Annotated in this window: 28 protein-coding genes; 16 read left to right on the top strand and 12 right to left on the bottom strand. The window is 51.3% G+C overall.

From position 1 onward, the window contains the following. The first annotated feature begins 22 nt into the window (after positions 1–22). Together PsAD37_RS00925 and PsAD37_RS00920 are read left to right on the top strand one after the other, a co-directional pair. Entirely contained in the window at positions 23–985 is a 963-nt protein-coding gene (locus tag PsAD37_RS00925; RefSeq protein WP_063294547.1) for an AEC family transporter, read from the top strand. Between the two features lie 34 nt (positions 986–1019). After that, positions 1020–1655: an HAD-IA family hydrolase gene (locus PsAD37_RS00920; RefSeq protein WP_063294546.1), complete on the top strand. Its 636-nt coding sequence runs from the start codon at positions 1020–1022 to the stop codon at positions 1653–1655. On the opposite strand, the gene gluQRS is transcribed toward PsAD37_RS00920, so the two are convergent. Continuing rightward, positions 1652–2509, bottom strand: coding sequence for a tRNA glutamyl-Q(34) synthetase GluQRS (gene gluQRS, locus PsAD37_RS00915; RefSeq protein ID WP_063294545.1), 858 nt, complete (start codon positions 2507–2509; stop codon positions 1652–1654). The genes PsAD37_RS00920 and gluQRS overlap by 4 nt on opposite strands. Positions 2510–2581: 72 nt before the next feature. Here gluQRS and PsAD37_RS00910 point away from each other — a divergent pair, with 72 nt between their 5' ends. The 4 genes from PsAD37_RS00910 to PsAD37_RS00895 are packed head-to-tail and all read left to right on the top strand — an operon-like array spanning position 2582 to position 4868. Further along, positions 2582–3223: a DNA-3-methyladenine glycosylase gene (locus tag PsAD37_RS00910; protein ID WP_063294544.1), complete on the top strand. Its 642-nt coding sequence runs from the start codon at positions 2582–2584 to the stop codon at positions 3221–3223. A 37-nt stretch (positions 3224–3260) separates the two neighbouring features. Continuing rightward, positions 3261–3695, top strand: a complete 435-nt coding sequence (locus tag PsAD37_RS00905) for a hypothetical protein (protein ID WP_063294543.1) — start codon at positions 3261–3263, stop codon at positions 3693–3695. Beyond that, positions 3692–4366, top strand: a complete 675-nt coding sequence (locus PsAD37_RS00900) for an alpha/beta hydrolase (protein WP_208991605.1) — start codon at positions 3692–3694, stop codon at positions 4364–4366. Before PsAD37_RS00905 ends, PsAD37_RS00900 begins: the two co-directional genes overlap by 4 nt. Positions 4367–4394: 28 nt before the next feature. Then, complete coding sequence (locus PsAD37_RS00895) at positions 4395–4868, top strand: YbaK/EbsC family protein (protein WP_063286149.1); 474 nt, start codon at positions 4395–4397, stop codon at positions 4866–4868. Positions 4869–4872: 4 nt separating this feature from the next. Here the strand turns inward: PsAD37_RS00895 and PsAD37_RS00890 are convergent, their stop codons facing one another. After that, on the bottom strand, positions 4873–5085 hold the full coding sequence (locus PsAD37_RS00890) for a hypothetical protein (RefSeq protein WP_057464696.1): 213 nt from the start codon (positions 5083–5085) through the stop codon (positions 4873–4875). A 159-nt stretch (positions 5086–5244) separates the two neighbouring features. Here PsAD37_RS00890 and PsAD37_RS00885 point away from each other — a divergent pair, with 159 nt between their 5' ends. Next, positions 5245–5796, top strand: a complete 552-nt coding sequence (locus PsAD37_RS00885; RefSeq protein WP_063294542.1) for a cysteine hydrolase family protein — start codon at positions 5245–5247, stop codon at positions 5794–5796. On the opposite strand, the gene PsAD37_RS00880 is transcribed toward PsAD37_RS00885, so the two are convergent. Further along, positions 5793–6698 carry a polyprenyl synthetase family protein gene (locus PsAD37_RS00880; RefSeq protein ID WP_063294541.1) on the bottom strand — a complete coding sequence of 302 codons (906 nt, stop codon included), beginning with the start codon at positions 6696–6698 and terminating at the stop codon, positions 5793–5795. The two genes, PsAD37_RS00885 and PsAD37_RS00880, sit on opposite strands and share 4 nt — an antisense overlap. A 300-nt stretch (positions 6699–6998) precedes the next feature. On the opposite strand from PsAD37_RS00880, the gene PsAD37_RS00875 reads away from it, so the two are divergent. The 3 genes from PsAD37_RS00875 (at position 6999) to PsAD37_RS00865 (ending at position 9241) form a co-directional block, all read left to right on the top strand. Beyond that, positions 6999–8240: a cyclopropane-fatty-acyl-phospholipid synthase family protein gene (locus tag PsAD37_RS00875; protein ID WP_063294540.1), complete on the top strand. Its 1242-nt coding sequence runs from the start codon at positions 6999–7001 to the stop codon at positions 8238–8240. 128 nt (positions 8241–8368) lie between these two features. Then, a complete protein-coding gene (locus PsAD37_RS00870) occupies positions 8369–8731 on the top strand; it encodes an NINE protein (RefSeq protein ID WP_208859968.1) in 363 nt (120 codons plus the stop codon). Positions 8732–8881: 150 nt separating this feature from the next. Next, positions 8882–9241, top strand: coding sequence for an NINE protein (locus tag PsAD37_RS00865; RefSeq protein WP_063294538.1), 360 nt, complete (start codon positions 8882–8884; stop codon positions 9239–9241). 141 nt (positions 9242–9382) lie between these two features. Here the strand turns inward: PsAD37_RS00865 and PsAD37_RS00860 are convergent, their stop codons facing one another. After that, positions 9383–9925 carry a carboxymuconolactone decarboxylase family protein gene (locus PsAD37_RS00860; protein ID WP_057464702.1) on the bottom strand — a complete coding sequence of 181 codons (543 nt, stop codon included), beginning with the start codon at positions 9923–9925 and terminating at the stop codon, positions 9383–9385. Between the two features lie 171 nt (positions 9926–10096). Next, a complete protein-coding gene (locus tag PsAD37_RS00855; RefSeq protein WP_063294537.1) occupies positions 10097–10648 on the bottom strand; it encodes a peroxiredoxin in 552 nt (183 codons plus the stop codon). 247 nt (positions 10649–10895) lie between these two features. On the opposite strand from PsAD37_RS00855, the gene PsAD37_RS00850 reads away from it, so the two are divergent. From PsAD37_RS00850 to rpmF, 3 genes are all read left to right on the top strand, one after another. Beyond that, on the top strand, positions 10896–11840 hold the full coding sequence (locus PsAD37_RS00850) for a hydrogen peroxide-inducible genes activator (RefSeq protein WP_063294563.1): 945 nt from the start codon (positions 10896–10898) through the stop codon (positions 11838–11840). Positions 11841–11896: 56 nt separating this feature from the next. Beyond that, complete coding sequence (mtgA, locus tag PsAD37_RS00845) at positions 11897–12553, top strand: monofunctional biosynthetic peptidoglycan transglycosylase (RefSeq protein ID WP_342633555.1); 657 nt, start codon at positions 11897–11899, stop codon at positions 12551–12553. Between the two features lie 140 nt (positions 12554–12693). Continuing rightward, positions 12694–12879: a 50S ribosomal protein L32 gene (gene rpmF, locus PsAD37_RS00840; protein WP_057464705.1), complete on the top strand. Its 186-nt coding sequence runs from the start codon at positions 12694–12696 to the stop codon at positions 12877–12879. Between the two features lie 126 nt (positions 12880–13005). Here the strand turns inward: rpmF and PsAD37_RS00835 are convergent, their stop codons facing one another. From PsAD37_RS00835 to PsAD37_RS00825, 3 genes are all read right to left on the bottom strand, one after another. After that, positions 13006–13638 carry a LysE family translocator gene (locus PsAD37_RS00835; protein WP_063294562.1) on the bottom strand — a complete coding sequence of 211 codons (633 nt, stop codon included), beginning with the start codon at positions 13636–13638 and terminating at the stop codon, positions 13006–13008. Between the two features lie 178 nt (positions 13639–13816). Beyond that, on the bottom strand, positions 13817–14545 hold the full coding sequence (gene phbB, locus PsAD37_RS00830; protein WP_063294535.1) for an acetoacetyl-CoA reductase: 729 nt from the start codon (positions 14543–14545) through the stop codon (positions 13817–13819). Positions 14546–14714: 169 nt separating this feature from the next. Then, on the bottom strand, positions 14715–15899 hold the full coding sequence (locus tag PsAD37_RS00825) for an acetyl-CoA C-acetyltransferase (protein ID WP_063294534.1): 1185 nt from the start codon (positions 15897–15899) through the stop codon (positions 14715–14717). A gap of 349 nt (positions 15900–16248) precedes the next feature. Here PsAD37_RS00825 and phaR point away from each other — a divergent pair, with 349 nt between their 5' ends. Continuing rightward, positions 16249–16866 (top strand): polyhydroxyalkanoate synthesis repressor PhaR, encoded by a 618-nt coding sequence (phaR, locus tag PsAD37_RS00820; RefSeq protein ID WP_063294533.1) that lies wholly within the window; start codon positions 16249–16251, stop codon positions 16864–16866. Between the two features lie 53 nt (positions 16867–16919). Here phaR and PsAD37_RS00815 read toward each other — a convergent pair whose 3' ends face one another. From PsAD37_RS00815 to PsAD37_RS00805, 3 genes are all read right to left on the bottom strand, one after another. Continuing rightward, positions 16920–17624, bottom strand: a complete 705-nt coding sequence (locus PsAD37_RS00815) for an isoprenylcysteine carboxylmethyltransferase family protein (RefSeq protein WP_208991604.1) — start codon at positions 17622–17624, stop codon at positions 16920–16922. Between the two features lie 101 nt (positions 17625–17725). Beyond that, a complete protein-coding gene (locus PsAD37_RS00810) occupies positions 17726–18358 on the bottom strand; it encodes an HAD family phosphatase (protein ID WP_063294531.1) in 633 nt (210 codons plus the stop codon). A gap of 84 nt (positions 18359–18442) precedes the next feature. Next, positions 18443–18874 carry a heme-binding protein gene (locus tag PsAD37_RS00805; protein ID WP_057464711.1) on the bottom strand — a complete coding sequence of 144 codons (432 nt, stop codon included), beginning with the start codon at positions 18872–18874 and terminating at the stop codon, positions 18443–18445. Between the two features lie 115 nt (positions 18875–18989). On the opposite strand from PsAD37_RS00805, the gene ggt reads away from it, so the two are divergent. After that, complete coding sequence (gene ggt / locus PsAD37_RS00800) at positions 18990–20588, top strand: gamma-glutamyltransferase (protein WP_063294530.1); 1599 nt, start codon at positions 18990–18992, stop codon at positions 20586–20588. Here the strand turns inward: ggt and PsAD37_RS00795 are convergent. Then, on the bottom strand, positions 20585–21670 hold the full coding sequence (locus tag PsAD37_RS00795) for a hypothetical protein (RefSeq protein ID WP_153039658.1): 1086 nt from the start codon (positions 21668–21670) through the stop codon (positions 20585–20587). The genes ggt and PsAD37_RS00795 overlap by 4 nt on opposite strands. 861 nt (positions 21671–22531) lie before the next feature. On the opposite strand from PsAD37_RS00795, the gene PsAD37_RS00790 reads away from it, so the two are divergent. Next, positions 22532–22839 (top strand): hypothetical protein (locus PsAD37_RS00790; protein ID WP_063294561.1); only part of this gene is annotated, 308 nt, incomplete at its 3' end.

The following is a 22839-nucleotide window of genomic DNA, read 5'->3' as shown; positions in this document are numbered from 1 at the left end:
TGCACCCTCTTTCGAGTTTCCCATGATTGTTCAGGTCTTTTTCGTCGTCTTCCCGATCTTTGCTCTTGTTGGCATTGGTTATGTTATTGCTCGTGTTGGATATCTGGACCGCAGTCTTGGCGATATTCTGAGCAAGTTCTGTGTGAACCTACTTATTCCAATCCTGTTGTTCCGCAGCCTTGGCTCTGCGGACCTTGATGGCATTTCACCTTGGGGGTATTGGGCAACTTACTACGGCTCGATGGCTGTTGTTGCATTTCTGGGTGGTCTTCTGGTTCGTGTCGGATTTGGGCGTGAGGCGCGTGCGGCGGTGATTGCCGGGTTGACGGCGTCTTTCTCCAACACCGTGTTGGTTGGTATTCCATTGATAGATGCGGTTTATGGAGCTGAGGGAACGCTTTTGATTTCGCTTCTCATTGTGTTCCACGCACCGCTAACCGCGCTGACGTCTTCTGTGTTGATGGAGCGTGCGGTGGTGATTGATGGTCATAAGGCGCCGCGTTCTAAGAAAGAGCTTCTGACTGCAGTTGGCAAAGGCTTGTTGGCGAACCCGATCCTGTATGGTGTTGTGGGTGGACTTCTCTGGAATGTATCAGGTTTGGAAATCCCAAAGCTGGCAGATGATGTTTTGGCTCCACTGGCGAAAGCTGCCTCACCTGTAGCGCTGGTTGCGGTGGGTATGAGCATGGTGAACTACGGTATCCGCGGTAATCTGGCGATTGGCGGCGTGCTGGCGATTATCAAATCGATCCTGATGCCGTTTGTGGTGTTTGTTGTTGCTGCACACGTGGTGGGTCTGCCCTCTGTCTGGGTGGGTGTGGCAACGTTGATTGCAGCGTGCCCGACAGGCGTGTTCTCCTTCATCATGGCCAACCAGTTCGGCACGGGTCACGCCATGTCCACCAACGGCATCGCAATCACCACAGGCATCTCGGTCTTCACCGTAAGCTTCTGGCTCTGGTTCATTCAGGTGCAGGGGTATTGAGAAAGTTTGTTTCCATATTATGAGGCTCAAATAAGTGACTGATCGTTGTCTGATATTCGATCTGGACGGAACACTGGTAGACAGTGAGCCGTTATGTTCTCAAGCCTTTTTGGATTTGCTGCCCGAGATTAATTTGCCACTCTCAGAGTTGATGAAGCGTTTTAGAGGGCGCAAGCTTTCTGGAATTTTGGCAGACATTGAAAGCATTCTTGAACGAAGCCTGCCAGATAGTTTTGAGAGAGACTATCGTGTGAGAGTGGATCAATTGTTCAAGACAGAGTTAGAAGCATTCCCGGGTGTTATCGTGGCTCTCTCCGAAATATCAGCTCCGATGTGTATTGCTTCGAGCGGGCCTAGGGCGAAGATTGAAACAGCTTTGGAAAAAGCGGGCTTGAAAAGCTTCTTTGGTTCCAGAATTTTTAGTTCGTATGAAGTTGGAATCTGGAAACCTGATCCTGGGCTCTTCCTGCATGCCGCTCAGGTTCTGCAATTCTCACCAGAACGTTGTGTCGTGGTTGAAGACAGTGAGGTTGGAATTTGTGCTGCGAAGGCGGCAGGGATGAGTGTTTTGAAGTTCTGTGATCAGCCTGATCATGAAGCAACAGCAGAAACTTTTGGTTCCTACAGGCAGCTCCCGAGAGTTCTCTCCTCAATGCCTTCTAAACCTTAAAGACCCAGCTTCTCTCTGATTTGCACTGGAGTGACACCGCTTGCTCGTAGTTCGCGGAGGGAAGTGTCCTTGGCGGATTTGGCGAGTTTGCGGCCTGTTTTGTCGAGAATGAGGTCATGGTGTTCGTAGTGCGGTTCTGGCAGGTCCAGTAGAGTTTGCAGCAGGCGGTGGACGCTGGTGGCGTGGTAGAGGTCTTTGCCGCGCAGAATGTGGGTGATGCCTTGTAGTGCATCATCTACAACTACTGAAAGATGGTAGCTGGTTGGGGTGTCTTTGCGGGCAAGGACGACATCGCCCCAAGCAGCTGGATCGGCCTGGATTTTTCCGTGATGCGCTTCGTTCCAAGTAAGAGATGTTCCCGCTAGATCAATGGCTTTGGCCATGTTGAGGCGCAGGGCATAGGGCGCATCGGAGTTCTGAAGGGCTTTTTGCTCTTGTTCAGAGAGAACGCTGTTGTCTCCGGGGTAAAGTGGGGCGCCGTCAGGGTCTCGTGGCCATGGCGTGTCCGATGTATCCTGCTCCGCGACGAAGCGTTTGATCTGGGCGCGGGTGAGGTAGTCTTTGTAGACAAGGCCCATTGCTTCCAGCTGTGCAAGTGCCTTGGCGTACTCGCTGAAATGCTCTGATTGCCTGCGAACTGGAGTTTCCCAGTGCAGGCCAAGCCATTTCAGGTCTTCCAGCATGTCTTCTTGCAGTTGTGGGGTGCAACGGATCGTGTCGATATCTTCAATGCGCAGCAGGAACCTTCCGCCGTTTTGCTTTGCAGCTTCATCGTTGAGGATGGCTGAGTAAGCATGGCCGAGATGGAGGTGGCCGTTGGGTGAAGGAGCAAAACGATAGACAGGCGAGTTCATTTGCGAAATGGTTCTACTTGGAATATGGACAGCTTGTTATTAGAACATCTTTGCTTGCTTGAGGAGGGGGCGTTGAGACCTATAGATACGCTTGAGGATATTGAGCGGGAGCTCGCGTCCCTTGTGCAGTTGGATGAGCGACTTGTTTGTGTTGCTGATGTTGCAGGTGAGGTGCCTTTGCGTAGGCGCTCTGCTGATTTTGCTGGGCTCTGTAATATCGTGGTGGCGCAGTTGCTTTCAGTGGCGGCTGCGGCGAGCATCTGGGCAAGACTTGAGGCGCTGGTGGTGCCGTTTGAGCCGGATGTGCTGCTTTCCAAGAGTGATGAAGAACTGCTGGGTGTCGGGCTCTCCAATGCTAAGCTGCGAACATTGAAGGCCATTGCAGAAGAGCTGAAGGCTGGCTTGTGTTTGAATGAGGCGGTGGACTGGCCGGGTGAGGTGGCACACAAGCGGCTTTGTGAGATTAAGGGCATCGGTCCGTGGTCCGCAGATATCTTCTTGCTGTTTTGCGCTGGGCATCCGGATGTTTTTCCGGTTGGGGATGTGGCCTTGCAGGCTGCTGTACAGCACGCGTTTGATCTGGAAGAGCGCCCCAAAGGAAAGGTGCTTGCTGAAATTGCTGAGGCGTGGTCTCCTCATCGTGGAACCGCAGCGCGGTTGTTCTGGTCTTATTACCGTATGATGAAAGAAGGGCGCGAGACCCTGCCTGTTTGAAGAATGCTGAGCCAATCATGAAGTAGGGAGCCGCTTGATGGAATCCAATAGTTTTGTGGCAGCGACAAACGAGCAGATTGAACTGCTTCGTGATGGTAAGCCATTGGAAGCATTTGATGCGTTTTTTGCTTCTACTGTGCAGATGTTTGCCAATGATGTGCTGTTTGCGGATGGAGCTGTTGAGGGGCGTGCCAAACAAAAGCCGTTTATCTCGGCGGCGCAATCCATCATTGGTAAAATCGAAGATGTTGTGATTGATGAGGCGCATGGTTTATGTGCCTTCCGCAATCTGAGCCAGTTTGTTGATGATGCTGATGTTGTGCAACAGATTGATGGTTTGTGCTGGCAGCGCTGGGATGATGGCAAGGTCGTTGAAGAGCGCTATTATGATGGTGCGATGATGAACGTCCTTTTGAAGAATGGTCTGCTTCAGGATCTTGCTGGTCATATGACGATGAAAGAAGCTGAATGAGTATGCATGAGCTTGAGTGCATTCGCTTGGAGCCGAGCCATGCACCAGTGCGTAAATTGCTGGTGTTGCTGCATGGCTATGGTGGTGATGCGGGCGATATGGAGCCGACGGCGCGTGTTTTACGCGACGAGCTGCCAGAGACTGCCGTTGTTTGCCTGAATGGGCCAGAGCCATGTGCGCATTGGGTTGAGGGGCGGCAGTGGTTTGCGGCCTCTGAGTTTGATGCGCGGGAAGTCTGGATTGGTGTGCAGGCGACCGCGCCGTTGATCAACCGGGTGCTGGATGCGGAGCTGGAGCATTATGGTCTGTTGGAGCGGGACATGGTGTTGGGCGGCTTTTCGCAGGGAGCTATGGTTGCTTTGCATGTTGGACCTCGGCGTTTCTCTGAGGCGGCTGGCTTGCTGAGTTTCTCAGGTGTTCTGGGCGGGCCTGAGCATCTGGTGGAGCAGATGATTGTGCGGCCTCCGGTGATGTTGCTGCATGGCAGTGAGGATGATGTGGTGTCGGCGGCGTATCTTGGTGCTGCTCAAACGGCGCTGGAGAATGCAGGGTTTGATGTGGAAGCGCATGATCTAGCGGGGCTCGATCACTCCATCAATGGCAAGGCACAGGCATTGGCGCTCCGGTTCCTAAAAGAGCGGTTTGGAATTTCAGCGCCAACCACCATCTAAAGGAAGCACAGGCCGGAGGAGGGGTTATATGTTGCAAAGTAAGCGTGCAAAGCAATTTCAGAGTTTTTTGGATGATCGTGGACTTGGGTTGAAAGTTGTTGAGCTGCCAGAGTCTTCGCGTTCTGCTGCAGAGGCTGCGCAGGCGCTGGGCTGCGCTCAGGAACAGATCGTCAAATCTCTTGTTTTTCAGAAACTGGATACCGAGGAAGCTATTCTGGTGCTGGCGAGCGGGACGAACCGCGTTAACGAAGACGCTATTTCTACAGTTGTCGGCGGGCCAATCGGGCGGCCTGATGCCAAGTTCGTCAGAAATGTTACCGGGTTCTCGATTGGCGGTATTCCACCACTGGGACATAAACAGGAGCTGACGGTTTTCGTGGATGAAGATCTGTTGAGCTTTGATGAAGTGTGGGCTGCTGCCGGAACGCCGAATGCAGTGTTCATGATGCCCGGAAATTTGCCGGACATTTTGGGAGACCATCAGGTCATCTGCGTGAAGTAGCAGGCTACATTCTGTCTTCGACTGGCCAATGAACGTAGGCTAGGATCCAGAGGAAGATCAGGTTGACCAGGGGAATGAAAGCCAGAATGGTCCAGATCCTTGAAAAGCCGAGACGGTTCAGGATTCTGGCGATTGGAATGACAACAACCAATATCCAGACGATCATAATGACGACTTGCCAAAGAGCGAAGCCTTCCATCATCATTTCATGATCCATGTAACGACCTCCTGTCCATCTTCTTCAGGACCAACTATCTGTTTGATGGTTACAAAGGTCAAAGAAAATATTTATTGATTACAATTGCTTATGACTAATTCATGGGCGTATTTTTAGGGGAAGAAGGACAGACTTATTCCTCCAACAAATGAGGGTATGATGAGCACCGCGCTGATTATTATTGATGTCCAGAAATACTTATTTGATGTGGAGCCGCACCCGTTTGAGCGGGATGAAACGATTGCCCGTATCAACAGACTGAGCGCAAGAGCTCGTGAAGCAGGTGTACCAGTTATCGTTGTTCAGCATGAACGTGCAAACCATCAATTGGCTTATGGTTCTGAGGGATGGGAATTGCCGGATGATCTTGTTGTAACGGACAGTGATTTGAAGGTGCGGAAAACTGCACCGGATTCCTTCTACAAAACCAATCTGAAAGAGTTGTTGGATGAGCACGGCATTACGGATCTGACAATCTGCGGGTTTGCTTCAGAGTTTTGCGTAGATACCACGTTCCGCCGTGCGGCTTCGCTTGGGTTTAACCTGCGACTGGTGAATGATGCGCACACCACGCATGACAAAGAGCACGCTACTGGACAGCAAATCAGAGCGCATCACAACAACACGCTGATTTATCTTCGTGGGTATGAGGGCAGCATTACCGCCCTTCCAGAGGTTGATGTTGAATTTGCGCAGGCAGTGACGGCTTAACTTTCGCGATCTGCGATGTAACGGGCCAGCGTCTTCAAGGTGTTGGCCTTTGCGCCGTATGGCTCCAGCAGGTCATCTGCTTCTGCAATCAAGCGTGAGAGCTCTTGACGGGTGTGGCTTTCACCCAGCAGGCTGACGAGGGTCGCCTTGCCAGCTTCTGCATCTTTGCCCGTTGCCTTGCCAACCACTTCTGCATCGCCAGTCAAGTCCAGCAGGTCATCTGCCAGCTGGAACGCCAGACCGATGATTTCGCCAAAACGGGTGAGACGAGCAATGTCGTCTTCTGTGGCATTTGCGAGCATTGCGCCTGCACGACATGCATAGCGAATGAGGGCGCCGGTCTTCATCGCCTGTAGCTGACGGATCTCAGCTTCTGTTCTGTCGCGATGTTCAGAGGCCAGATCGAGCATCTGGCCGCCTGCCATACCGCCAATGCCGGATGCGCGGGCGAGTTCCCGAGACAATCGCAGACGGATGGCCGGGTCAGGGTGCACCTGCTCATCAGCAATGAAGTCAAATGCGATCGTGAGCAGTGCATCGCCTGCAAGGATCGCCGTTGCTTCGTCAAATGCCTTATGGGTTGTTGGACGGCCACGACGCACATCGTCATCATCCATTGCAGGCAGGTCGTCATGGGCGAGGGAGTAGCAGTGAATGCATTCCAGTGCCGATGCGGCTACAAGCGTGCCTTCATCTTCGTGACCGAATAAACGGGCAGCTTCCACCATGAGAACCGGGCGCAGACGTTTGCCTCCGGACAGCGCTGCATAGTTCATCGCTTCCAGTAAGCGTTCAGGGCGGGCCAATTCCTCAGAACGAACTGTCTCCCCTAAAAGAGAGGTGAGCTTTTCTTCAAGAGACTGAGCGGTTTCGGTGATGACCGATTTTAAAGCAACAGACACAGAACCCCATCCCAAACGAGCAAATAAAGTACAACAGATTTGAAAGTGCTTACCTATTCGACAGATAGCAAGTTGATCGTTTGTCCTGAAAACAGCTCAACGTCAAGTGAAATGGAGTGTTTCCGTAAGGTTCCTGCGGATTTTCGCCCCGTAAATATTCGGCTGAGATTTCCTGCGGAGTTGCCTTGATGCTGTTTTTTTCTTTAGGTTAAATCTAAAGTTACCTAAGGTCATATAATAAGAGCCTCGTAATAAGGCGCCCTAGTAAGTCAGCTATAAGAGATGATAGGGGGAATAGAAATGCGTGCACTTTCGAAGATTTTGTCGAATTTTGTCCAGATAGGGCAACTTGTAATTTTTGATGCCAAAGATAAAAAGCATGTTTTTGGTAGCGATGAAAGCGGCCCCTCCGCTGCATTGCGTTTTCACAGTCAGAAGCTTCCCTACACACTTCTGATTGATCCTGAGCTGAAAGCAGCCGAAGCCTATATGGATGGCTTGATCACCATGGAGCCGGGTCACACTTTGAATGATCTGGTTGCTGTATTCATGGCGAATGATGGCCTGCTTACAGAACATCCTATTCAACGAATTCTAACCTTCATGAAAGACGGCCATACGCGGCGGCGACTTGGCCTGAACCTGAAGAAAAACAAAGCGCAGGTGCGTCATCATTACGATCTGTCGACGGACTTGTATCGGCTGTTTCTGGATGACGGGCTCAATTATAGTTGCGCTTATTACCGGACACCTGAAGACACACTTGAAGAAGCCCAGCAGGCCAAGCTGGATCATCTGGTTGCCAAGCTGGACCTGAAGCCGGGTATGTCAGTGCTTGAAATTGGTGGTGGTTGGGGTTCTCTGGCCATTCGCATGGCGCAGACCGGTGCGCAGGTGACCTCTCTCAATGTCTCTACCGAGCAGATCAAAATTGCTGAAGAACGGGTGAAAGCTGCCGGTCTTGAGGGCAAGGTTGATTTTGTCTGTCTGGACTACAACGAGTTTGAAGGTGAGTTTGACCGCGTTGTTTCTGTCGGCATGATGGAGCATGTTGGCCACGGCAATCTGGGTGCTTACTTTGCTAAGGTCAGAGACTGTCTGAAACAGGATGGCTATGCTGTCATTCACTCAATTGGTCGCAGTGGACCTCCGGGTGTAACGGGTCCGTTCCTGAGTAAGTACATCTTCCCAGGTGGATATTGTCCTGCTCTTTCAGAGACTTTTGCCGATATTGAAAAAACAGGTCTTTGGGTCTGTGATAACGAGATCTTACGGCTGCACTATTATTACACCCTGAGAGATTGGCGCCTTAACTTTGAGCGTAACCGAGACAAGATCAAAGAGCTGTATGACGAGCGCTTTTGCAAAATGTGGGAGTTTTATCTGTCAGGCTGCGAAATGAACTTCCTGCACGGGAGACTCATGGTGTTCCAGTTGATCCTGTCTAAAGAACGGGATGCTGTGCCGATTATCCGTGACTTCATTGGTGACAATGAGCAGGCGATGATCTCTCATCGTGATGATCGCAGAAAAACGGCCTAAGCTGCTCTGTATTAAAGAAATGGCCCCGGAATTAGTTCCGGGGTTTGTTGGATTGGATCATTGACGCCCAGTAAAATCATTGGCTACTTTCCCGATGTTTAGAATGCATGGGTGAAAGCAGGTCGTTGGTGTTTGATGATATTCCATTGCCCTCGCAAAGGCGGCGAGAGGGCATTTTCAATTTTTCCGAACCGGGTAAATCGACAGCTTATGCCGTTTTGTTTGCGCTATTGCTTGGGCAGTTCGCGGCCCACCGGTTTTATCTGCGCAAGCTTGGCAGTGCTGTTGTCATCAACTGCCTGAACATTACAGCAGTTTTGATCCTGATCCCGTTGCTGATGGGATTGGACGGGCATAATTTGATTGCTGATCTGACGACAGGCGAGTGGGTTGGCTTCGGCGTTGCCATCGGCATGGCAATGATTGCGAACATTTGGGTGTTTATCGATCTGATCGTGCTGATTGTATTGCTTATTCGGGAGAGCTTTTAGGGCAGCTGTGAGGCGGCGACTTGGTTGCTTCAGATTTGCCTAGGAAGAATTCATAACCCCTAGTTCTATGCCGTAAATTTCGAGAGATGTGTTGATCGATAATGCGTGTCAGCCTCTGAGTGTGATCGAAGCTCACCGGAGGTCGTAGTTATGAGCGATCAAACCGTCATTCCGCCTAGTAAAAGAGGTTTCTTTTATCTCAAGAATCCGCACAAATCTGCTGTGGTGACGGTGATCCTGTCGCTCTTTTTGGGTGGCTTGGGGCTGCATCGGTTTTATCTTGGTAAGCCGCTGAGCGGAGCAGTGATGCTTGTTCTCTCTTTGATTACGGCTTTTCTGATTGTGAGCGGTCTGAACTGGATGGAAACGTTGGATCCAAACGGGATGCTGGCCGTTGTCAGTGGAGCTTTGGGGTTGGGAATGATTGTCTCTGCGTGGGCGTTCGTTGATCTTCTGATCATCCTTGTGGGAGTGTTCAATACACCTTCCGAGCCGAATGAGGTTCGTTAGAGGCTCATCACAAAGAAAAGCCGAAGCTGGGGGGCTTCGGCTTAGCTCTTGGAGCCAGTTTAGGGATCGCCTGTTATTCGGGCACGAATAATCCTGGGAGGGGATTAAACAGGGCGAAAACCTTAGGAGAGGCGCTTGTGGTTATTCAGCTGCTTCCAATTCCAGTTCTGATGCTTCAAGGGCGACAGCAGCAGATTGGATGATTGATGCGAAACGAACAGCTGTTTGCACCATCTCGGCAGTTACTCCAGCTTTGCGCAGGATAGCTTCATGGCTATCGATGCACATGCCACAGCCGTTGATGGCGGATACAGCAAGCGACCACAATTCAAAATCAACTTTGTCTACGCCCGGCTTGCCAATCACGTTCATGCGCAATTTGGCAGGCATGGTTCCGTACTGCTCATTTGAGGAGAGGTGTACGAAGCGGTAGTAGATGTTGTTCATGCTCATGATTGACACAGCAGCTTTGGCGGCGCTCATCGCTTCTGCGGACAGGTGCGGAGCAGCTTCTGCAATCAGGGCCTTTTTCACGTCTGCGTTGCGGGTGGCGATGGCGCAAGCGACGATCAGGCCGTATTTCTGTTGAGCAGTCAGAGATTCATCAGTTCCCATAGAGCCAAGATTCAAACGAACGTCCTTAGCAAAGTCACCAAGGCGGGATTTCAAGGAATCGATGGACATGATGTTTCTCCTAATGATTTTGGCAATGGGCCACGTGCAAAGTGATGGTTTTTAGTTTTTGATGCATAAACTCTTCCGAAACCTGTTTTTTATTGTCTTCGGAAGTACGCTAAAAAAGACCGGAGCCTGCGATTTTTCGCTTTATGTGCTCCGGTCCTGATCATTCCGGAATTAAGCTGCGATCACGTCGCCGCCAACTTCACGGTTACATGGGCAGAGTTCGTCGGTCTGCAGAGCGTCAAGAACACGCAGTGTGTCTTTAGGGTTACGGCCAACGTTCAGGTTGGTTGCGTAAATGTGCTGAATGGTGTTTTCGTTGTCGACAACGAAGGTGTAGCGGAATGCAACGCCGTCTGGGGAGCGAACGCCAAGGCCATCGATCAGGGAACCGTTGGTGTCAGCGAATGCCCAGATTGGCAGCTTGTCGAGGTCTGCGTGGTCACGGCGCCATGCCAGCTTACAGAATTCGTTGTCGGAAGAACCGCCGAGTACAACTGCGTCACGGTCTTCAAACTCACCTGCAAGGCGAGCGAATTCAGCGATTTCGGTTGGGCATACGAAAGTGAAGTCTTTTGGGTAGAAGAAGATTACCTTCCACTTACCTTCGAAGCTTTTTTCAGTGATTGCTTCAAATGCGCTTTCGCCGTTTTCTTCGTGGTTGTTGAAACCAGGCTTTACGCCAACTACTTCAAATTCTGGAAGCTTTTCGCCGATACCGAGCATGGTACTCTCCTAAATATGGAATGACGCCAGAGCGCGTCGATTAGTGATTCTCATGAAAATGTCGAAAAACGCATCTTCGTTGGGGTCTTTATGCAACTCTTGTTTTGATCGGTCAAAACGATAATAACGAAGAAGTCCATCGATTTTTTCGAACGACATGCTAAGTTGTCTTGGGATTGGCCGAATTCCGCCAAAACTTAGAGAAATTCTAATCTATAGGCTTTGATCTGTGTCATCTGGTCGCACGATGTTACCCACATTAAAACAGCTTCAATACTTCAAAACGCTGGCCAAACTTCTGTCTTTTTCGAAGGCAGCGGAGGCTTGTTTCATCACACAATCAACGCTTTCTGCCTCGATCAAGCAGTTGGAAGGCATTCTTGGATGTGAGCTGCTCGACCGCTCTGGCCGCACGTTGGTGCTGACTGAAGCAGGAGAGAAGGTGCTGGAGCGAGCATCCTTGCTGTTGCGTGATGCAGAGGACCTTGTGCAGGGGGCCCGCGCGCAGAACAAGCCTTTGTGTGGCCGGTTTCGGTTGGGGGTGATTCCATCCGTTGCGCCATTCTTGCTGCCACGCTTTCTGCCGCAGCTCAGGGAGCTTTATCCTGAGTTGCAATTGTTCCTTCGTGAAGATCTGTCGCGCAATTTGATCATTGCTTTGCGGGAAGGGCGGATTGATGCGGCGCTGATGGCGCTGCCCTATGACACGACCGGGTTTGAATCTGCTGAGATCGGAAGCGACGCTTTTTATCTGGCCGTGCCGAGTGCGCATGCGCTGGCTGGTGTCCATGAAGTGAGGATGGAAGATCTTGCGGATGAGGTGCTGCTGCTGCTGGAAGATGGGCACTGTTTGCGAAACCATGTCCTTGCCGCTACGGGAGGACGTATGTTGACGGCAAATGAAGATGTACAAGCCACATCTTTATCAACACTTGTGCAAATGGTGGATAACGGCATCGGCGTCACTTTGGTGCCACGTATTGCAGTAGATGCAGATATCGACCGCGGGACCTCTTTGAAGCTGATCAAGATTGCCGACAAGAATGCGCGCCGGACGATTGGAATGGTCTGGAGGCGTAAATCTTCTTTTGAAGGAAATGCAAAATTACTTTGCAAGGCTCTGGAACGCTTTATGGTTGAAACTCAAAGAGACGTCTCGGTTCCTCAAGATGTATCGGAGAAGAGTGCTTGAAAAAAGCGCGTTCAAAGGAGAAACCAGAGCCATTAAAGCAAAGGATCAGGCGTTGGGTGTTGCGTACACTCGGGGTGCTTGTGGCTTTGCCGGTGGTGCTGACCCTGCTGTATTCTGTGGTTCCTCCTTATTCCAGTTTGATGCTGTTTCGCGTTGTGACTGGTCAGCCCGTTTGGCGAGAATGGGTGCCTTTGGAAGAAATTTCCGTTAATTTACAACGTTCTGTGGTTGTCTCCGAGGATGCTACCTTCTGCACTCACGGCGGTGTTGACTGGCCTGCCGTGCGTGGGCAGGCCTGGAAGTTGTTTGAAGGCAAGCGCCCTCGGGGGGCGAGTACCATCACCATGCAGCTTGCGAAGAACCTGTTTCTCTGGAACGACAGAGATTATCTGCGCAAAGTGCTGGAAGCTCCTCTGGCGATGCTCATCGATACGGTGCTGTCGAAACGGCGGGTGTTGGAGATCTATCTGAACGTTGCGGAGTGGGGTCCGGGGATCTTTGGAGTGGAAGCTGCATCGCAAACTTTCTTTGGGAAAAGTGCTGCAAAACTTTCTGCGACTCAGGCCTCTTTGCTGGCTACAGCGCTCCCAAACCCAATTGCCAGGAACCCTGCAAAACCTAGCTCTGGACATCGCAGGCTTGCCGGTATAAACCGTAGCCGAGCTCAGGTGGCCGGCGAAGTGCTTAACTGTATTTCGGCGCCGGAGAGGTAGTGCGAAATTATTTTCGTATAAGGACTGGCAAATCCTTCTGTTTGCCTGTATAACCCCCGCCAATCTGAGAGATTGTGTATTTCGCACGTTAACGCCGCGCTTGAGTGGCGCGTGCGCATGTGACGAGAGAGAGAGCTACAATGGCTGTTCCTAAGAAAAAAGTATCGCGTATGAAGCGCGGCTTTCGCCGTTCTACTGATGCTCTGGCACAACCAGCTTACGTGGAAGACAAGGATTCCGGCGAACTTCGTCGCCCGCACCATGTTGACCTGAAGAGTGGTATGTACCGGGGTCGTCAGATCCTTCAGGCTAAAGACGACGCTTAAGTCTGAAGCGATCAGCGCGAGTTGATTTTGAAAAGGCCGTCCCTCGGGGCGGCTTTTTCTTTTTGTGATGTTTCGCTTGAACTAAGAAAGGCCGCCTGTGAAAGGGCGGCCTTTTTTAATTTTCTGCTAGCGTTGGGTTTCGAAAGCTAATCTTGCTGCAAGACCTGCGAACACGGCACCTAAAACATAATTTGCGAGAAACTTAAGCTTTCCGTTGCCTCCGAGTGTTCGCATCATGTGATTTGCTGCGACAATGACAGGTCCGTTGATGAAGAAGCCGACTGTGTTCAACACGGTGGCAAGGATCATTATCTGAACTGCGACGTTTCCAGCTTCAGGTTTCACAAATTGAGGAAACAAGGCCAGGATGAAGATGACCATCTTGGGATTGAGCAGGTTAGTTAGAAGGCCCTGACGAAACATCTGAATGGATGAGTGCGTCTTATTTTCAATAGTTGTACTGGCGGCCTCTGATTTTGAGGTGAATGCCTTCCAAGCCAGAAACAGCAAATAAGCAGCGCCTGAAAACCGAACAACATCATAAGCGATAGGAACAGCAAGAAAGAGCTGTGAAAGGCCAAAGGCTGCGGCAAACGCATGAAAGTAAGTTCCTGTGGCAATTCCTGCAAAGGTGGCTAGGCCTGCACGTCTTCCCTGAGCTGCACTGCGGGAGGCAATTAGCAGCATGTCTGGGCCGGGAGTTGCAGTGAGGGCAAAGGAAGCTGCTGTGAACAGAAGCAGCGTTGAAAGATCTGGCATTGCGTTTCCACCCGAGTTCATATGCAAACGAGAGGTCATATCGGAATTGTCTGCACACATCAAACTTGCCAAATTTTGTCGGTGCGTTCCAGATAAGAAAAACCGCCCCGTAGAGAGGCGGTTTTGGTGTTTGATCGTCATGCACGCTTTAGAGCGGGAGGTTCCTCACCGCTGCGTATTAACCGTTTGCGACGTATTGGGCGCCGTTGATGGTCATGACGGAACCGGTGACGAAGGCTGCGGCTGTGGAGGCGAGGTAGCAGACCATGCCTGCGATCTCTTCTGCCTTGCCCAGGCGCCCCACCGGGATCTGGCCGATGATGCCTTCCAGAACCTTCTCAGGGACAGCTGCGACCATATCAGTGTCGATATAGCCTGGGCAGATGCAGTTCACGGTGATGCCCTTGCGCGCTGTTTCCTGCGCCAGTGCTTTTGTGAAGCCGATCACACCTGCTTTTGCTGCGGAGTAGTTGGTCTGGCCGATCTGGCCTTTCTGTCCATTGATGGAAGAAATGTTGATGATGCGGCCTATGCCACGCTCGCGCATGCCATCCAGAACCGGGCGGCTCATTGTGAACATGGAGTCGAGGTTGGTTTTCATCACGGCGGACCACTGGTCGTAATCCATCTTGTGGAACCAGCCATCGCGGGTGATGCCCGCGTTGTTTACGAGAACTTCGACCGGGCCGAGTTCTTCTGCCACCTGAGCAATGCCTGCTTCACAGGCCTTAGGGTCCGCTACATCCCATTTGTAAACACTGATGCCGGTTTCTGCGCTGAATTTATCAGCCGCTTCCGTGTTGCCTGCATATGTTGCTGCAACTGTGTACCCTGCATCCTTCAATCCTTTGGAAATCGCTGCGCCGATGCCACGCGTTCCTCCGGTTACAATTGCTACCCTGCTCATCGATATACTCCCCGCCTTAGGAATAAAATATTGGAACCCACCGTTACAGGTAATAATAATGACGGAGCAAAGACAACTCCGTCATTAGTTAGGGAATTGACTTGAACTTTACGCAGGGACCATAAAGCTCAATTATTCCAATTAGGTGACATTACTACCAATGTTGAGGTTATTTTCTCTCAACACACAGTGCGATACCCATGCCACCACCAATGCATAGGGTTGCCAAGCCTTTTTTCTTCTCTTCGCGCTTCATTTCATGCAGAAGTGTTACAAGTACACGCGCACCGGACGCGCCGATTGGGTGACCAAGAGCGATTGCGCCGCCGTTGACATTCAGCTTATCTGAGTCGATTCCCAGTTCCTGACCAACGGCAAGTGCCTGCGCTGCGAACGCTTCGTTTGCTTCGATGAGATCGAGGTCATCGATAGCCCAGCCAGCTTTTTCGAGTGCTTTTTTGGAAGCAGGGATTGGGCCAAGACCCATGTATGCAGGATCAACACCAGCGGTTGCCCATGACTTGATGGTTGCCAGCGGTGTTAGGCCACGTTTTTCAGCTGCATCTGCGCTCATCAAAACAAGAGCTGCTGCACCATCGTTGATGCCGGATGCGTTTGCTGCTGTGACGGTGCCGTCTTTTTTGAATGCCGGGCGCAATTTCTGCATTGCGGAGATTTCAGCGCCCATGCGGATGAATTCATCATCTTCCACCACGCGCTCATTTCTGCGCTCTTTCACGGTGATTGGAGTGATTTCGTCTTTGAATTTGCCAGCTTTCAGAGCAGCTTCTGCTTTGTTCTGAGAGGAGACAGCGAACTCGTCCTGAGCTTCACGGGTGATCTGGTACTTTTCTGCGATGTTTTCTGCAGTGATACCCATGTGATAGCCTTGGAACGCATCAATCAGACCGTCTTTCAGCATGGTGTCGGTCATGGAGTAGTCGCCCATTTTCACGCCGGCACGTAAGCTCTGGCAGTGTGGGGACAGGGTCATGTTTTCCTGACCGCCTGCAACGATGATGTCTGCATCGCCGGACTGGATCTGCTGCATGCCCATAGCGACAGCGCGCAGGCCTGACCCACAAACCTGGTTGATGACGATAGCAGTCGAATCATCTGCCATGCCAGCATTGAGCGCTGCCTGACGTGCCGGGTTCTGACCAAGGCCAGAAGTGAGCACGTGGCCGAAGATGACTTCGTTGACGTCGTTTGCTTCCACTTTCGCCTGATCAAGTGCTGACTTGATAACCGCTGTGCCGAGGTCTTGAGCTGGGGTGTTGGCATAGGACCCGTTGAAGGATCCGATTGGGGTACGTGTCGCGCTTACAATTACAACATCATTAGGCGAGGTCATGTGCAATTCTCCAATATTTGTGCAATGCGGGACTTCTTATCCGCACGCAAATCACCAGGCGGCAGCCATGCTGGTGCAATGCAGCATAAGAGATCCTTCGAACTCGTAGAATACCTAATGGGCAGACTATTCAATTTGTAGGGGGGAAAGCCAGATGAATTCGATAATTCCAATTAAGACCATAGTAGACCAATGAAACCGCTAGCGTGAAAGGTGGGATTTAGCTTACTCTGCGGCTTACTAGTTAATCTCGTATGTAAAAAATATGGGATCAGGGGGGAGCTGGCCGGAGCAAATTGGGATAGTGTTCCAGATCAGCCATAATAGCGCATTGAGGTACTCAAATCTGATGGCTAAGACAAACGAAGCCACTATCATCAAGAAGTACGCCAACCGGCGGCTCTACAATACTGGAACCAGCACCTATGTGACTCTCGAGGACCTTGCGGTGATGGTGAAGGATGAAGATGACTTCGTCGTCATTGACGCCAAGTCCGGTGATGACATCACCCGGACTGTTCTGACGCAGATTATCTTTGAGCAGGAAAGCAAGGGCCAGAACCTGCTTCCGATTACTTTCCTCCGCCAGCTGATCCGGTTTTACGGTGACAGCATGCAAAACCTCGTGCCGAGCTATCTGGAATTCTCCATGTCTTCTCTCACACGAGAGCAAGAGAAGCTGCGCAGCCAGATGAACCAGAACTTCGGTTCCTCTGCCTTTGAAGTTCTGGAAGATCAGGTGAAGCGCAATGCGGATATGTTTGACCGCGCGATGAAAATGTTCCTGCCGTTTGATGGTGCTAATCCTGCGGATATGCCGGGGCAAGCTCAAACGCCGGAAAAAGAAGCTGCGTCTAAACCTGCAGAAACACAGGCCAGCAGTGGCGATATTTCTGATCTGAAAGAGCAGCTTGCAGAAATGCAAAAGCAGATTGCAGCTCTTGCGGCGGCCAAAAAAGACGCCTGATACATTCATATTACTGCTGAATTACGGAAGCCGGAGGGACACCTTCGGCTTTTTTAATATATCCATGGGAACAGGCGGCAGGGGACTTTTTGCGTATAGGTTGTGTAGCCTTCGCAATCGCTGGCGAGTGTTTTTTCTTCCGTTCTCATCAGCGGCAGGAAGCCGAGGATGATGAGTGGGATTGCGAGGATGGCGAAGAGTTTTGAGCCCAGTATCATGGAAAGGCCTGCGATGCAGAACATGAGGCCGAGATACATGGGGTGGCGGACCAGTGCGTAAGGCCCGCAGCTCTCGACGCATTGTTGCTCGTTCAGGTCAATTTGAGGTGTTGGTTTGGCGAATGGGCTTTTGCTGAAGGTCCAGACGATGAGAATGACACCGCAAATGAAGAGGAACAGGCCTCTAAGTATGGGTTTCACGTCTCCTGTTTGAGGCAGGATGTGCCAGAGGTGGGCGTCCAGAGCAGCGAGCAGGAAGTAGACGAAGATCACTCCAAACAGGATGAGAGTGGCGCGTTTGTCTCCCTTCAGGGCCTTGGAGGGGAACGAGGTGCGTTCTTTGAACAGCCAGGGATTTATGCGGGCGAGCCATAAGCCTACACCGATCTGCGCAAAGTAAACCAGCGCGACAATCATCAAGCCGCGTGGCCATGCCAGTGATGAGCTGGCGAAGGCGATGGATGGCAGGATAGCGAGCGCGATGAATATGGCGAGCATCGCTGAGCTTATGGTCAGACGTAGGTACAGACTTCTCTCCATCTCAACTTGCGTTTGTTGCAATTGCACAAGTTTACGGAGAGAAACCGTCTTTGAGGCGAACAGATTGCTGGTCTGCTGAATGCCCGGTTAGTGGGATGTTTCTAATTCGCCGGAACCTGCTCATTGATCAGTCCCAGTGTACGAATGTAACTGGCGAACGCAGGTTCTGTGGTGAACTGGTAAGCGGTCAGGCCTGCTTCGCGGGCACCTTCCACATTGTCGAGGCGGTCGTCCACGAACAGTGCTTCTTCTGGTTGGAAGCCGTATTTCTCGCAGACTGTCAGGTAGATGTTCGGGTCTGGTTTGCGGGTGCCGAATTCAGCGGAGGCGTGGCCGCGATCGCCAAAGATTGGCTCAAGTGCCGGGGCAACTTCGTAGAGCGCGTCTTTCAGCATCATGCCGTTGTTGGTGAGCAATGCGACTTCGTGGTTTTGCTTGATTGCTTCCACATGGGAGAGCATGTCTGGCCATTCGGTCATCATGTCCCGGCGGATTTTGACCCACGTTTCACGTGAAATAGGATGGCCCAGAAGTCGTTGATACTGCGAGAGGTATTCTGCTGCGGTGTGCGGTGTGCCTGCTTCGGCTGCGTTTTCTTCTGGTCCTTTAAAAACGATGGCGTCGATTTCTTCGGCAGATTTGCCGGTCATGTCTGCGAGGACATTCAAACGGTAAGGGTGGTCATAATCGTAAAGGACGTTGTCCATATCAAAAATAACAAAGCGAATGGGCATGGGTACCAATCTGAGATGAAGTGAACCTTGGGAGTGGTGCAGTTGCTGGGCGCAATATAGTCCAGCAACTGCGGTAAAGTTGTGTCAGCCTGCGTCAGCCGTGAAACCAGCTGCCTCAATGCCTGCAATGGCTGAAGCTTCGTCGTTTTCGGATGTGTCGCCGGTGATGCCGACTGCGCCTAGAATTTCGCCGTCAGTGTTGCGGACCAGAACACCGCCCGGTACTGGCACAATGCCGCCACCTGCAACGCCGTTGAGTGCCTGCACGAAGTGAGGGCGGCTTTGGGCGTTGTCGTTGAGCCAGCGGGACCCTGCGCCAACGGCTACGGCTCCATAGGCTTTGCCCATTGCGATTTGTGGGCGCAATATTGATGAGCCATCCTGACGTTCGAGCGCGACGAGGTGGCCGCCTGCATCCAGTACAGCGACGGTGAGCGGTTTGAGGCCAAGTTCGCTTCCCTTAGCCTGTGCTGCTGAGATGATTGTCCGGGCGTGATCAAGATTGAATTGCACCATAAGTATTTCCTGATAGGTTTTGCTGAATCACCCTGTTTTAGCAGAGGATGATGATGCGGGGAATTCTTCGTTAGGGGACCGGAGATTCACTGGTAATTACAAAGAGGGATTTTTCGTGTTTAGAGATTTTCAGGTTCCGGGTCGCTCCGCTGTTTATGCACCACATGCAATGGCAGCGACATCCCATCCATTGGCAACCAATGCAGCGCTCGAAATTTTGCGAGAGGGCGGTACTGCCGTTGATGCTGCTGTGGCCGCGATGGCTGTTCATTCTGTCGTGGAACCGCATATGACGGGCATTGGTGGTGATTGCTTTGCCATTGTTGCGCAGCCGGATGGGACGCTCTCGGGCATGAATTCATCTGGGCGCGCTGCTGAAAATGTGAGTGCGGATAAGCTGATAGCGGATGGTTTGCTTGATGTTGCCGTGGATTCAATTCACGCCGTGACTGTTCCGGGCGCCTTGCGCGGGTGGGAGAAGCTGCTCAAAGACCATGGACGGTTTTCATTCGACAAGGTTCTGAAGCGGGCGATTGGTTATGCGCGTGATGGGTACTCGGTCTGCCCGCGTGTGGCTGCGGACTGGAAAGGTGCTGTTGACTTTCTCAAGCGTGATGAAGGTGCATCTGAGCTGTTTTTGAAGGATGGTCGTGCGCCTGTTGTTGGCGAAATGATGCGTAACCTTCCCTTGGCTGAGACACTGGAAGCTGTTGCAAAGAGTGGAGCGGATGCGTTCTACAACGGCCCGATTGCTGAAGAGATTGCAACAGTAGTGCAGGCGAAGGGTGGATACCTGACAGCGGACGATCTGGCCGCGCATGAGGCCGTTGATCTGACGCCAGTCACCACGGACTATCGCGGTGTGACGGTTGCTGAATTGCCACCTAACGGGCAGGGCATTGTAGCTCTGGTTATGCTGGAGCTGATGAAGCGGTTTGACTGGGCGGATCTGGATCCAATGGGGCCAGAGCGGTTCCATCTGGAGATGGAAATTGCCAAGATTGCTTATTCTGGCCGTGATCGTTTTCTTGCTGATCCAGAGACGATGGAGTTTGACCCGCAGGCGTTTCTGGATAGCGACTACATCGACGGTCTTGCCAAGTTGATCCGCACGGATGCTGTGTTGCCGAGGCAGCCGGAAGAGGTGCTCTCACCGAAGTCTGATACGGTTTATCTGAGTGTGGTTGACGAGAATGGTCTGGCCATTTCGCTCATCAACTCCATTTATCACGGCTTCGGGTCTGGTTTCGCGACACCGAAATCCGGCGTGCTTTTGCAAAACCGTGGGGCGTGCTTCACGTTGGAAGAGGGGCATCCAAACCAGATTGCTGGCGGCAAGCGGCCAATGCACACTATCATTCCGGCGATGGTTCTAAAGGACGGACTGCCTTATATGAGCTTTGGTGTGATGGGCGGCGGGTATCAGCCGTGTGGCCATGCCCATGTGCTTTCCAACCATCTGGACTACGGCATGAATATGCAGGAGGCCATTGATTGCCCGCGTATGTTCATCGACGAGAAGTCCTTGTCATTGCAAGCTGAAACCAGTGTCTCAGCGGAGACGGTTGAAGCACTGCAAGCTTTAGGCCATGAGGTGTCCATTGTGGCTTCCCCTATCGGCGGTGGACAGGCGATCATGTTTGACCGAGCCAATGGCGGCGGTCTGATTGGCGGCTCTGATCCACGCAAAGACGGCTGCGCACTGGGTTACTAAGGCGCTGGTGCTTTACTGACTGTGATGGGTATCCAGAGTGGCTGAGTGGTTGCTCTGGGTGCTGGTGTTTCAAATTCTGCGCTATCGGCAGCTTCAGCGAGTGCTTGAGGGCTAACATTGTCTGCTTCTGTTTTATTCTCTTTCAATCGCGGCGCTGGTGGTTGCCAAGCTTTGAGGTTCTGTCCGGCTTGCTCATAAAACTCAGGAACTATTCTTTCCAGCTCGCTGATAAAGTTTTTCCGTTGGGCAAATTTGCCGCTAAGGTCACAGACCATCACCACCTCAAAACTGGAGGCAATTGCGTTTGGTTTTTCTGTGAATGCGAGGCCTGGGTCTTGCCTCAAGTCGGCGAGGGAGTGTTGAGCATATGGCCCGCGACCGGGCCAGAAATGACGAATGTGTAGATTTGCCGGTTCAGCTGATTGCAATTGTCTGAGTAGCCAGTTTGTACGTGCTTTCGTCGATTTTTTGTCTTCAGGTGCTTTTAGGCGCATATAAACACTAATGGATTTCGTCTGAAGATCGGCGCAAATCTCTACTGGGGCTGCGGCGTTAGGAACAGAAAGCGTGGTTTCCAAACGCATTTCAACAGAGAGATTCTGAATATCAGATTTAATCCGCGCTTGGTGATCAATAGCGTGGGCTCTTGTTGTCTTAATATTCACATCGCGACCAAGTTGCCGACTTAAGATCGAACTCAAGTCTCTGGCTTCTTGGTGCCAAGCTCCGATGACTTCTTTTGCATCCTCTGAGTTTTGAGAAATTGCTCCGCCTGCTTGGACTGCTGAGACAATTGTTGTCCATGCAGCAGGCATTTGCGTGAAGCTTTTAATTCCAGCGCTGGTATGAGTAAGGAAACGCACAAACTCGTTGATGATAATCCTTCGCTCAAGATCTTCAATCATATCGCCTTGGAGTAGCAATGAAGCTTCTGTGAGTACATACATCCATGACCAATGATAAAGTTCAGCTTTCTTTCTGGTTGCGGCTGAAACAGTGAGCGGATGGTGAGATGGTAACGGAGCAAACTGGTTGGAAATTGTTATTACCGCATCGATCTTGTTGGCTTTCGCAATGTCCATATAGCTCTCGATTTGTGAAGCATCCAGATCAGCGTTGCCGATCTTGGCCTCTACCAGAGCCGTCCAGATTTTAGAACCAGTTTTGACGACGATCAGCCCGTCTGGTCTAAGTCTATTCTCGTTTTTTGCGTCGGAAAAAACGACTTCAGTGTAAGTCTCAATCTTCGTGCGAGCACCAATTCGTATACCAAGGTCAGCCAGCATTGCTTGCCCAAACTCAGGTATGTTTTGAAGGCATGAAAGAAGAATAGATAGTGCTCGTCCTTCTTTGGAAATTTCAGAAAGAACCGGAAAAAGACGAGCTTTGTCTCCAGATTTTAGGTTATCTGCAGGATTAAACATATTGCCCTCATAAAATAATAAAATCTGAATCTAATAGTAAGTAGGTGGTGTTGATGGCTGCAATCGTTATCTGGAGTCAATTGCTTGAATTAATTAATCTAATTTATGTTTCAGGTGAGATATATTAAGGTGATTTAGTGTGTGGGTACCGCTATCGGGTTAAGTACTTAGCAATTGCTGTTTTGTGGAGTACCCGAGTTTGCAATCCATTCACACTTAATTGCCAGCTTTAGAACCCCCCATTGACACCACATACATCTACGGTCATCCTGACAACGAGGCTTCGAAACCTCTTTGTCAGCGGTAACCGCTCCCGTCAACTAGCGGATTTTTTGTGCCTTTTTTCCAAAGGCGCAAACCCTTTGCTATGAGCGGGAGGGCGGTGAATACAACACCTCCTTCGGGGGGGAATAAACTCGCCTGTCTGACTCAGGTTTCGAACCTCCCGCTCGCCAGCGGGCCGTCGAAAGCTCAATGTCGTGCGGTTCATTCAACAGCCAAGTCAGAAAGGCTTTGATTATGGACGACACTGCATGCGCCTGTGGCGCCACAAATACTCTTCAGAATGAATTTGACGAAATAAACGTTGCTGTTTCTGATCTTCAGAACCTTGCTTATGTGCAGCATATGGTGCTGAGCGAGCGGATGAAGAACAGTTGTGAACGTGACGTTTTATTCACTTTGCACTACGCTTTATGTAACCGCCTAGAGGCACTTGATAAGACCTGCGGAATTTTAACTGATGCGTTGTCTGGCACGTCCTTCCCTAAAGGATTTTCCAGTCACGCGACACGCAGCGTCGCCTCTCCACCACCGGTTGAAACCAA

The organism is Pseudovibrio sp. Ad37 (assembly GCF_001623075.1).
Taxonomy (GTDB): Bacteria; Pseudomonadota; Alphaproteobacteria; order Rhizobiales; family Stappiaceae; genus Pseudovibrio.
This window is presented reverse-complemented; position numbering and strand designations above follow the sequence as displayed.